The organism is Cupriavidus taiwanensis, assembly GCF_900250075.1.
Classification (GTDB): Bacteria; Pseudomonadota; Gammaproteobacteria; order Burkholderiales; family Burkholderiaceae; genus Cupriavidus; species Cupriavidus taiwanensis_C.
Genome location: NZ_LT977070.1, coordinates 1,600,665 through 1,609,582, shown reverse-complemented (window position 1 = coordinate 1,609,582; position 8,918 = coordinate 1,600,665). Strand labels below are relative to the sequence as shown.

At 65.3% G+C, this 8,918-nt stretch carries 13 protein-coding genes and 1 tRNA gene; 3 read left to right on the top strand and 11 right to left on the bottom strand.

Annotated elements, in window-relative coordinates:
• Positions 1-39: 39 nt before the first annotated feature.
• Both CBM2588_RS07520 and CBM2588_RS07515 read right to left on the bottom strand, forming a co-directional pair.
• Entirely contained in the window at positions 40-324 is a 285-nt protein-coding gene (locus CBM2588_RS07520; RefSeq protein ID WP_115679998.1) for a hypothetical protein, read from the bottom strand.
• 121 nt (positions 325-445) lie between these two features.
• On the bottom strand, positions 446-841 hold the full coding sequence (locus tag CBM2588_RS07515; RefSeq protein WP_115679997.1) for a hypothetical protein: 396 nt from the start codon (positions 839-841) through the stop codon (positions 446-448).
• 184 nt (positions 842-1,025) lie between these two features.
• Here CBM2588_RS07515 and CBM2588_RS07510 point away from each other — a divergent pair, with 184 nt between their 5' ends.
• The 3 genes from CBM2588_RS07510 (at position 1,026) to CBM2588_RS07500 (ending at position 2,330) form a co-directional block, all read left to right on the top strand.
• On the top strand, positions 1,026-1,286 hold the full coding sequence (locus CBM2588_RS07510) for a hypothetical protein (RefSeq protein ID WP_111519746.1): 261 nt from the start codon (positions 1,026-1,028) through the stop codon (positions 1,284-1,286).
• Between the two features lie 44 nt (positions 1,287-1,330).
• Positions 1,331-1,837, top strand: a complete 507-nt coding sequence (locus tag CBM2588_RS07505; protein WP_115679996.1) for a cupin domain-containing protein — start codon at positions 1,331-1,333, stop codon at positions 1,835-1,837.
• Between the two features lie 268 nt (positions 1,838-2,105).
• Entirely contained in the window at positions 2,106-2,330 is a 225-nt protein-coding gene (locus CBM2588_RS07500) for a DUF2188 domain-containing protein (protein WP_092313567.1), read from the top strand.
• A 15-nt stretch (positions 2,331-2,345) separates the two neighbouring features.
• Here CBM2588_RS07500 and CBM2588_RS07495 read toward each other — a convergent pair whose 3' ends face one another.
• The 9 genes from CBM2588_RS07495 to infC form a co-directional block, all read right to left on the bottom strand.
• Complete coding sequence (locus tag CBM2588_RS07495; RefSeq protein ID WP_154676077.1) at positions 2,346-2,486, bottom strand: hypothetical protein; 141 nt, start codon at positions 2,484-2,486, stop codon at positions 2,346-2,348.
• Positions 2,487-2,675: 189 nt separating this feature from the next.
• A tRNA-Pro gene (locus CBM2588_RS07490) sits at positions 2,676-2,752 on the bottom strand.
• Between the two features lie 55 nt (positions 2,753-2,807).
• The gene (locus CBM2588_RS07485; RefSeq protein WP_115679995.1) at positions 2,808-3,233 is read right to left on the bottom strand and encodes a MerR family transcriptional regulator; all 426 of its coding nucleotides are present in this window, start codon (positions 3,231-3,233) and stop codon (positions 2,808-2,810) included.
• 116 nt (positions 3,234-3,349) lie between these two features.
• Positions 3,350-3,754, bottom strand: a complete 405-nt coding sequence (locus tag CBM2588_RS07480) for an integration host factor subunit alpha (RefSeq protein WP_115679994.1) — start codon at positions 3,752-3,754, stop codon at positions 3,350-3,352.
• Positions 3,755-3,842: 88 nt separating this feature from the next.
• Positions 3,843-6,290 (bottom strand): phenylalanine--tRNA ligase subunit beta, encoded by a 2,448-nt coding sequence (pheT, locus tag CBM2588_RS07475; RefSeq protein WP_115679993.1) that lies wholly within the window; start codon positions 6,288-6,290, stop codon positions 3,843-3,845.
• Positions 6,291-6,349: 59 nt separating this feature from the next.
• Positions 6,350-7,381 carry a phenylalanine--tRNA ligase subunit alpha gene (gene pheS, locus CBM2588_RS07470; RefSeq protein ID WP_115679992.1) on the bottom strand — a complete coding sequence of 344 codons (1,032 nt, stop codon included), beginning with the start codon at positions 7,379-7,381 and terminating at the stop codon, positions 6,350-6,352.
• A 250-nt stretch (positions 7,382-7,631) separates the two neighbouring features.
• Positions 7,632-7,988, bottom strand: a complete 357-nt coding sequence (rplT, locus tag CBM2588_RS07465) for a 50S ribosomal protein L20 (RefSeq protein ID WP_008650487.1) — start codon at positions 7,986-7,988, stop codon at positions 7,632-7,634.
• 28 nt (positions 7,989-8,016) lie between these two features.
• Entirely contained in the window at positions 8,017-8,214 is a 198-nt protein-coding gene (rpmI, locus tag CBM2588_RS07460; RefSeq protein WP_006575466.1) for a 50S ribosomal protein L35, read from the bottom strand.
• 167 nt (positions 8,215-8,381) lie between these two features.
• On the bottom strand, positions 8,382-8,903 hold the full coding sequence (infC, locus tag CBM2588_RS07455; RefSeq protein ID WP_081479471.1) for a translation initiation factor IF-3: 522 nt from the start codon (positions 8,901-8,903) through the stop codon (positions 8,382-8,384).
• Positions 8,904-8,918 lie beyond the last annotated feature (15 nt).

Sequence of the window (8,918 nt, the reverse complement as noted above, 5' to 3'; positions counted from 1 at the left end):
CCACACAGGTGGGGTGACATGGCCTGCCGCCGCTGCCGGTCAGCGCGACGCGGGCTTGGCGCGGCCCTGGCCCGGTGCCTTCCGCGCTACCTTCGCCGGCGCCTTCGGCCGTGCTTCGGCGGGCCGCTGCGCCGGTGCCTTTTGCGCGGCGCCTGCGGGTACCTGGCGATAGGTCGTGCTGCCATCCTTGGCCGTGCGCGCCACGACATGGTTGCGGGCGCCACACTGCGGGCAGCGGAACACCAGTCCCTGCCCTTCATCGCGGATCTGCACCTCGTCCGGCTCCCAGCTGGCGCCACAAGCCTGGTTCCCACAAACAAACATGAATTCTCCTTGAGGATCGTGCCGATCGACTGTTGGCACGGACGCGATTATCAGGCCTGTCGCGCGCCAGCGGGTCGATTTGTCGCCGATTGTGCCGGTCGGCCCGGGATGGCCCCGCGCTTCAGCCATTGCGCTGCACCCATTGCTGCGCCCACGCAATCGCCGCGGCCCGCGCCTCGTCCGGCGTGGCATGGGTGGTCGGCGGCGCCCCGCCTTCCAGCACCACCGCGCCCGATTCCCAGATATCGCACAGCGCCTTGAACCGCCCCATGCCGAGCGCATGGCAGAACACGTGGATGACGAAGCCGCGGTACTCGACCACGTCAGTGGCGGCATCGGTCAGCACCTGGTCCGCGGTGACATCGGCAGGCAGCAGTGGCGCATCGGACTGACGCGGTTCGCGCTGACCAGCGGCCGTGCGCGCCGACTGCGCCGACCGCGCCAACGCGCCCCCGGCCGCGGCGCCAAGCAGCACGCCAAGGCCGAACCAGCAGGCTTTGCTTCCGCTTCCAGCCATGGCATCTCCTGTAGCGACCCGGCGGTCGCGGCAAGACAGCGTCGTGAAGGCTGTCACCGGTTTCAGGTTATACCAGGCAGCGCCAACGCACCGCCGCCCCATCGCCCGAAATTGAGAATCAGGAGGATGACCGAACGGCATGCCGCAGCTATACTGTACATTCATACAGTATCAGGACACTGCCATGCCCTTGTACCAGTCCGATTCCATTCTGCTCGAAGCCCATTACTTCGGCGACGACACCGAATCCGTGCGCCTGCGCTGCGGCAGCGTTTGCGTCAACGCTGGCGCCATCGTGGTCGACGGCATCGAGCCGCGCCAGCTGCAATCGCTGCGCTGGACGCCGGACTTCCTGTCGTTCGAGTCGCAAGGCATGCGCCACCGCTACCCGGTGAGCCGCCCGGCGCTGGTCGGTCCCGCGCAGGCGCGCTTCGCCCTGCTCTAAGCTACGCCTTCCAATTCCACCGATGCGCCGCGCGCCATGTCCCCATGCCAGAACTGAGCCCGACCGCCCGCCAGCTGATCCACGCACTCGACCTGCGGCCGCATCCGGAAGGCGGCTACTACCGCGAAACCTATCGCAGCGAGGAGCGCGTCGCATGCCAGAACGGACGCACGCGCGAGGCCTGCACCGCCATCCAGTACATGCTTTGCGGCAACGACTATTCGGCCTGGCATCGCATCCGCTCCGACGAACTGTGGCACTACCACGCCGGCTCCCCGCTGGACCTGCACCGTATCGTCGACGGCACCATCGTCACGCAGCGCCTGGGCGACCCGCTGCGGCATCCCGGCGCCGCGTTCCAGGCGCTGGTGCCGGGTGGCCAGTGGTTTGCCGCCGAACGCGCGGACGCTGGCGACCCCGAGGACTTTGCGCTGGTCGGCTGCACCGTCGCGCCGGCCTTCCAGTTCAGCGAATTCGAACTGGCCAGCGCGGCGACGCTTGCCGGACTCGTGCGCGGACATGACATGCGGTGGCAGCGGCTGCTCCGATAGCGCCGCACAAAAAAACAGCCCGCCGCGGCGGAGTGCGGGCGGGCTGGTGAGTACAGCTTAACCAGTCTATGTGCACCTGCGTCGGCACCATGCCCCGAGCATCCCGGTATCCGGGCGCTTTTTCTGATTTCCGGCCCGAGGGGTCACATGGCTGACGCCGCTCCCGACAACTGCGCCGCAAAAGACACCGGCGCTGTCAGACGGTCACCGATACCGTCCGCGGGAAGCAGCGTGGAGACTAGGGCATCTTCCACCACGGAGGTGCGCCATGCCGGCCAAGAACATCCACGTCGTACCGCTCGACAACGGCTGGGCCATTGAATCCGAAGACGGCGCGGGCGGGCGCCAACTCTACGCGACGCAAGAAGACGCGATCGCCGCGGGCACCGAGAAAGCCCGGCAACTCCATGCAGAACTGCTCGTCCACGGCCGTGACGGCCGCATCCGGATGCGCAACAGCTTTGGCAACGACCCTCGCGATATCCAGGGCTGAACAGTCCACAGCGCGTCAGCCGCCGCTGGCGCGCTGCCCTTCCACGCGCGCGCGCGTCGCGTAATAAGCAAGCACCAGCGATGCAGTCAGCGCCAGGCCGGCGACTGCCAAGGCGATGCATGTGGTGCCGACGATCCCGTTGCCCTTGTCGCTCATTGCTGCCTCCGTCGCGATGAAGTCCACTGTGCCACCACTATAGGTGCAACGGGCCGAATCGAAAAACGGCCATGGCTGCGCTCACGCAGAGACCACACTCGTTGCAGGCGCGAAGTAGCACGCGTTTGCCACCGGGACACGGAAATAAAAAAACCCGCTTGGCGATTTACCAAGCGGGTTTTTTTTGTCTGGTCGGGGCGAGAGGATTTGAACCTCCGACCACCTGCACCCCATGCAGGTACGCTACCAGGCTGCGCTACGCCCCGAAGCAAAAGATTATAACAGAAGCATTTCTCGTATGACTAGCTCCTGACGTGGAAATTATCCGTGCTTCGCGATCTCCCGCAGCTGCGCCAGCAGGTGCTGCACGTCGACCAGCGCATTGCGCAGACCGGCGATGTCGACCGACAATGCCGGCGCTTTTTCCCCGCCGGCTTCCATTGATTCCTGCGTTGCCGTGGCCGCGCTGTGATGACGACCTTCGTCGAGGCGGTTGCGCGCGCCGTTGATGGTAAAGCCCTGCTCGTAGAGCAGCTCGCGGATGCGGCGGATCAGCAGGACTTCATGATGCTGGTAGTAGCGGCGGTTGCCGCGGCGCTTGACCGGCTTGAGCTGCGTGAACTCCTGTTCCCAGTAGCGCAGCACATGCGGCTTGACGGCGCAAAGCTCGCTCACCTCACCGATGGTGAAGTAGCGCTTGGCCGGGATCGGCGGCAACGCGATGCGGTCGCTGGGTTTGTCCGACATGCAGTGTGTAGACGAGCGTCAGGCCATGCCGGCCAGGTGGTTGGCGCGCGTCACGCGCGCGCCCAGAAGAATACCGATGCCGGCCTCGGGAAGCAATCCGCCGTTCGGGTGACGGGTCAGCCGCCGGCGCGTTCTTCGACCAGGCCCTTGAGCTTCTGGCTGGCGTGGAACGTCACCACGCGGCGCGCGGTGATGGGAATGACTTCGCCGGTCTTGGGATTGCGGCCGGGCCGCTGCGGCTTGTCGCGCAACTGGAAGTTGCCGAAACCGGAAAGCTTGACGCTGTCGCCCTGCTCCAGCGCTTCGCGGATGACATCGAAGAAGGCCTCGACCATGTCCTTCGACTCACGCTTGTTCAGGCCCACCTGGTCGAACAGCATCTCGGCAAGCTCGGCCTTGGTCAGCGTGGGAACTTCGGTCGCGCGGGCGTCCGGCATTGCCTCGTCAAGGGAGGATGCCTGCCGGTCGCTCATCTCACCCAGTGCTGCAGCGGTCATGGAATTCGCGTCTCGATCATTCATGTCGATCGCTCGAGTGTCTGTCTGGCGATCCGCCCGGGGCAAGCCCGGGCGCCCTTTTTTATGGTGCTCCGTCGGTGCTGCCGACGAATCAGCCGCGCAACCGCGCCTGGAAGGCTTCGGCCACCGCGTCGACCATGCAGCGCACCGCGCTGTCGACGGTTTCGTCCTGTAGGGTCGACCCAGTATCTTGCAAGGTCACCCGGAACGCAAGGCTTTTCTCGTCCGCGCCAATGGCCGTGGAAGCGCCCTTGGGACGGAACTCGTCGAACAGCGCCAGGCCCTGGCAGAAGCGGCCGTAACCCTGTTTTTCCAGGGCCGCGCGCATGGTGTCGAGCAGGTCCTGCACGCGTACCGATTGCTTCACGACCACGGCCAGGTCACGCACGGCCGCGGGGAACTTGGAGATCTCGGTGTACGCCGGCAGGCCGGTAGCGCGCAGCGCGTCGAGCCGCAGCTCGAACAGCACCGGCGCATGCGCCAGCTCATATTCCTGCAGCCAGCGCGGATGCAGTTCGCCGACCACGCCCACCGGCTCGCCGTCGAGCAGCACGCGCGCGGCGCGGCCCGGATGCAGCGCCGGGTGCGAGACCGGCTCGAAGCGCGGCACGCGCGGATGGAACAGCGCCTCGACATCGCCCTTGATGTCGAAGAAGTCGACATTGCGCGTGGCGACGCCCCACTGCTCTTCGAACGCCGGGCCGTAGGCGATGCCCGCGGCCATCATCGGCTGGTCATAGCCGGCCACGGTCAGCCCGCCATCCTTGACCTCGGCGTCGCGATGGAACACGCGGCCGACCTCGAACAGGCGCACGCGCGCGGCCTTGCGATTGAGGTTGTAGCGCACCTTGTCGACCAGCCCGCCGATCAGCGTCGAGCGCATCACCGCCAGCTGGCTGGCGATCGGGTTGAGCAGGCGGATCGGCTGATCGTTGGCGGCGAAGTCGCGCTCCCACTTCTCTTCGACGAAGGCGAAGTTGATCACTTCCTGGTAGTCGCGCGCCGCCACGGCGTGGCGCACCACGTGGGTCGAGCGGCTGGCTTCGTTGGTCGGGCGCATTTCGCTTTCGGCGACCGGCGGGCGCGCCGGGATGCGCTCGAAGCCATAGATGCGCGCGACTTCCTCGATCAGGTCTTCTTCGATCTCGATGTCGAAGCGGTAGCTCGGCGGCGTGACCTCGAACACCTCGCCTTCGGCGCCCTGCGCACGCGTGAACGGCAGCTGCAGGCGCTGGAACACATCGGCGATGGCCGCCGGCGACAGCTCGATGCCGAGCACGCGCTCGGCGCGCGCCACGCGCAGGCTGACCGGCTTGCGCACCGGTAGGTTGACCACGTGGTCGTCCACCGGGCCGGCCTGCCCGCCGCAGATCGCGAGGATCAGCGCGGTGATGCGCTCGATATGCTCGACCGTGGTGGCGTAGTCAACGCCGCGCTCGAAACGATGTCCGGCGTCGGTCGAGAAGTTGTAGCGGCGGCTGCGGCCCTGGATCGCAGCCGGCCACCAGAACGCGGCTTCAAGATAGATGTCGGTGGTGTCCAGCGTGACCGCGGTGCTGTCGCCGCCCATGATGCCGGCCAGGCTCTCGATCTCCTTGTCGTCGGCGATCACGCCGACCTGCTCGTCGACCTCGATGGTGTTGCCGTTCAGCAGCTTGATCTGCTCGCCCTTGCGCCCCCAGCGCACGTCCAGGCCGCCATGGATCTTGTGCAAGTCGAACACGTGCGACGGACGGCCCAGCTCCAGCATCACGTAGTTGGAGATATCGACCAGCGCCGACACGCTGCGCTGGCCCGAGCGCTCCAGCCGCTGCACCATCCACAGCGGCGTGGCGGCACGCGCGTTGACGCCGCGGATGATGCGCCCGGAAAAGCGGCCGCACAGGTCGGGGGCCGATACCTTGACCGGCAGCTTGTCCTGGATCGTCACCGGCACCGGCTGCATGTCGGGCAGGTTCAGCGCGGCGCCGGTCAGCGCCGACACCTCGCGCGCCACGCCGTGGATCGACAGGCAGTCGGCCTTGTTCGGCGTCAGCTTGATGACGAAGACCTGGTCGTCCAGGTCCAGGTACTGGCGAATGTTCTGGCCGACCGGTGCGTCTTCCGGCAGCACCATCAGGCCGCCGTGGTCTTCCGACAGCTTCAGTTCGCGCGCCGAGCACAGCATGCCGTAGCTGTCCACGCCACGCAGCTTGCCGACCTTGATCTCGAACGGCTTGCCGTTCTCCTCTGCCGGCGGCAGCACCGCGCCGACCAGCGCGCACGGCACCTTGATGCCGGGCCTGACGTTGGGCGCGCCGCAGACGATCTGCAGGGTCTCGCCGGTGCCGGCATCGACCTGGCACACGTTGAGGCGGTCGGCGTTGGGATGGCGCTCGGTCGACAGCACGTGCGCGACCACCACCTTGTCGAACGGCGGCGCGACCGGGCCCACCTCTTCCACTTCCAGGCCGGCCATGGTCAGGCTGTGCGACAGTGCGTCGGTGGAGATCTTTTCAGGGTTGGCGAAGGTGCGAAGCCAGGATTCCGAGAATTGCATGGCGCTTCTGATCCGGTAAGTATTCTGTGTAGTCGGTGACGAGTTTGACGGTGCGCCGTTCAGGCGAACTGGCGCAGGAAGCGCACATCGCCCTCGAAAAACAGGCGCAGGTCGTTGATGCCGTAGCGCAGCATGGTCAGGCGCTCGAGGCCGGAGCCGAACGCGAAACCGATATAGCGCTCGGGATCGAGGCCCATGTTGCGCAGCACGTTCGGATGCACCTGGCCCGAACCGGAGATTTCCAGCCACTTGCCGTTGCCGAAGGCCATGTCGATCTCCGCCGACGGCTCGGTGAACGGGAAATACGACGGACGGAAGCGCACCTGGATGTCATCGCGCTCGAAGAACTTGCGCAGGAAATCGGTGTACACGCCCTTCAGGTCGGCAAAGCTGACGTCCTCGCCGATCCACAGGCCTTCGACCTGGTTGAACATCGGCGAGTGCGTGGCGTCGCTGTCGACGCGGTAGGTACGGCCCGGGCAGATCACCTTGATCGGCGGCATAGCCTTGCCCGCGTACTTTTCCACGTGCATCTTGGCGTAGCGCACCTGCATCGGGCTGGTGTGCGTGCGCAGCAGCAGGAGCTTGTCGTCGCTGTCGCGGCCGTCGACGTAGAACGTGTCCTGCATCGAACGCGCCGGATGGTTGTCCGGGTTGTTCAGCGCGGTGAAGTTCATCCAGTCGGTTTCGATCTCGGGGCCGTCGGCCACGTCGAAGCCGATCGAGCCGAAGATCTGCTCGACGCGCTCCCAGGTGCGCATCACCGGATGCTGGCTGCCGCGCGCCACCGCGCGGCCCGGCAGCGTGACGTCGATGGCCTCGGCGGCCAGGCGCGCGTTCATCAGCGCATCGGCCAGCGCCTGGCGGCGCGCCTGCAGCGCGGCTTCCACCTGCTGCTTGACCTGGTTGATGCGCGCGCCCTCGCTCTTGCGGGTCTCCGGGTCGAGCTTGCCGAGGCCCTTGAGCAGTTCGGTCAGCGCGCCGGTCTTGCCCAGGAAGCGGGCCTTTTCGTTTTCCAGCGTGGCGTTGTCATTGGCGGCGGCGAAAGCGGCCTGGGCGTCGGCGACGATTTGGTCCAGATCCTGAGACATGGCGGCGGTCGTGGAGTGTTCTGGCGTCGGCGGAACCCTGTCGCGAAACAAGGCCGGCCCGACGTGGGTTGGCACTTCGTGCGGTATGCGTTTCCGGATGCAGTCTCGTCAAGCAACGCAAAACGGCATCCGGAACCGCAAATAAAAACGGGGCTCGGTGAGGAGCCCCGTTTCAGCAGACCTTGCGGTCAGCGGTCGACCTTGCGGTCGGTGCTTGCCCGGCAGCGCTTGCGCGCTACCGGAGCCGGCATCAGGCAACGGTGGCTTTCACCTGGTTGACGATGGCGGCAAAGGCAGGCTTGTCGTGAATAGCCATGTCCGACAGCACCTTGCGGTCCAGTTCAATCGAGGCCTTCTTCAGACCGTTCATGAACACGCTGTAGGTCATGCCATGCTCACGCGTCGCGGCATTGATACGCGCAATCCACAGAGCGCGGAACACGCGCTTCTTGTTGCGGCGATCGCGGTACGCGTACTGGCCAGCACGCATGACCGCCTGCTTGGCGATGCGATAGACATTATTGCGACGGCCGCGGTAACCCTTGGCAGCGTCGATAACCTTCTTGTGACGGGCCCGTGCAGTGACCCCACGCTTTACTCGAGGCATGTAATTCTCCTTTCGTTGTCGTCAGGGGTTATGCGTAAGGCATCATCGCGCGCACCGACTTCAGGTTCGTCTCATGGACGTCCTGAGTACCGCGCAGTTGACGCTTGTTCTTGGTGGTCTTCTTGGTCAGGATGTGACGCTTGAAGGCCTGGCCACGCTTGAACGAACCGTTCGGACGGGCAGTAAAGCGCTTGGAAGCGCTTTTCTTCGTCTTCATCTTCGGCATGAAAAACTCCAGCTCATATGACATGCATGCAGGTGGACGGCTCACGCCGACGCTTGCAAGACCCGCATCCACTTGTTGTTGCACGATGGTCCTGGCGGACCCCGCGCGACTTCCGCACGAAGCAGCGCCGGGATGACTGGCATCCCGGCCGCCGCACCGCGCAGGAATTACTTCTTCTTCTTGGGGGCGAGCACCATTACCATTTGGCGCCCTTCCATCTTCGGCATCTGCTCGACCTGGCCGATCTCTTCCAGGTCCGCCTTCAGGCGTTCGAGCATGCGCGCGCCGATTTCCTGGTGGGCCATCTCGCGACCACGGAACCGCAGCGTGATCTTGGTCTTGTCGCCATCTTCCAGGAAGCGCTTCAGGTTGCGCAGCTTGACGTTGTAGTCGCCATCATCCGTACCCGGCCGGAACTTGACTTCCTTGACCTGGATGATCTTCTGCTTCAGCTTGGCCTCGTGGGCGCGCTTGGCTTCCTCGTACTTGAACTTCCCGTAATCCATGATCCGGGCGACGGGCGGAGTCGCGTTCGGGGCGATCTCCACCAGGTCCAAGTCCTTGTCCTCAGCCAGCCGCAGAGCGTCCATGAACTTGACGATGCCGAGCTGCTCGTTATCAACCCCTACCAGGCGCAGTTCAGGCGCGCTGATTTCCCGGTTGATGCGATGACCTTTGTCCGTAGCGATGTTGCGTTACCTCAA

Bases quoted from the DNA above. Each gene is read 5' to 3' on its own strand.
- CBM2588_RS07515 (WP_115679997.1), bottom strand. From the start codon at position 841: ATGGCTGGAAGCGGAAGCAAAGCCTGCTGGTTCGGCCTTGGCGTGCTG.
- CBM2588_RS07485 (WP_115679995.1), bottom strand. From the start codon at position 3,233: ATGTCGGACAAACCCAGCGACCGCATCGCGTTGCCGCCGATCCCGGCC.
- CBM2588_RS07505 (WP_115679996.1), top strand. From the start codon at position 1,331: ATGCCAGAACTGAGCCCGACCGCCCGCCAGCTGATCCACGCACTCGAC.
- CBM2588_RS07510 (WP_111519746.1), top strand. From the start codon at position 1,026: ATGCCCTTGTACCAGTCCGATTCCATTCTGCTCGAAGCCCATTACTTC.
- CBM2588_RS07500 (WP_092313567.1), top strand. From the start codon at position 2,106: ATGCCGGCCAAGAACATCCACGTCGTACCGCTCGACAACGGCTGGGCC.
- CBM2588_RS07495 (WP_154676077.1), bottom strand. From the start codon at position 2,486: ATGAGCGACAAGGGCAACGGGATCGTCGGCACCACATGCATCGCCTTG.
- CBM2588_RS07480 (WP_115679994.1), bottom strand. From the start codon at position 3,754: ATGAATGATCGAGACGCGAATTCCATGACCGCTGCAGCACTGGGTGAG.
- CBM2588_RS07520 (WP_115679998.1), bottom strand. From the start codon at position 324: ATGTTTGTTTGTGGGAACCAGGCTTGTGGCGCCAGCTGGGAGCCGGAC.
- pheT (WP_115679993.1), bottom strand. From the start codon at position 6,290: ATGCAATTCTCGGAATCCTGGCTTCGCACCTTCGCCAACCCTGAAAAG.
- rplT (WP_008650487.1), bottom strand. From the start codon at position 7,988: ATGCCTCGAGTAAAGCGTGGGGTCACTGCACGGGCCCGTCACAAGAAG.
- rpmI (WP_006575466.1), bottom strand. From the start codon at position 8,214: ATGCCGAAGATGAAGACGAAGAAAAGCGCTTCCAAGCGCTTTACTGCC.
- pheS (WP_115679992.1), bottom strand. From the start codon at position 7,381: ATGTCTCAGGATCTGGACCAAATCGTCGCCGACGCCCAGGCCGCTTTC.